Annotated in this window: 1 protein-coding gene; it reads right to left on the reverse strand. The window is 47.2% G+C overall.

What is annotated here, in order from left to right:
- Positions 1-136: 136 nt before the first annotated feature.
- Positions 137-252 (reverse strand): Fe-Mn family superoxide dismutase (locus tag A3712_RS16210; RefSeq protein WP_331710901.1); only part of this gene is annotated, 116 nt, incomplete at its 5' end.

Here is a 252-nt window from a genome sequence, read left to right on the forward strand (position 1 = left end):
CGGATGATGTTACCCGTATTGGGTGCAATTTCTGGTTCGTATAGAGCGATATCAAACATGTGGGTTCACAAGAGTAATCAAAGATAGCCAGAGTATACGGTGGCAAGCTGTGTGAGTACAGTTTGCCACCATCAACTTAGGCTTGCTTGTTGAGTGCCTGCGCGTAGTTTTCTGATACTGCACTCCAGTTGACCACGTTCCACCAAGCGTTGATGTAGTCAGGTCGGCGGTTTTGATAGCTGATGTAGTAGG

Origin of the sequence: Vibrio sp. HI00D65 (assembly GCF_001635455.1) — a bacterium.
Lineage (GTDB): Bacteria > Pseudomonadota > Gammaproteobacteria > Enterobacterales > Vibrionaceae > Vibrio.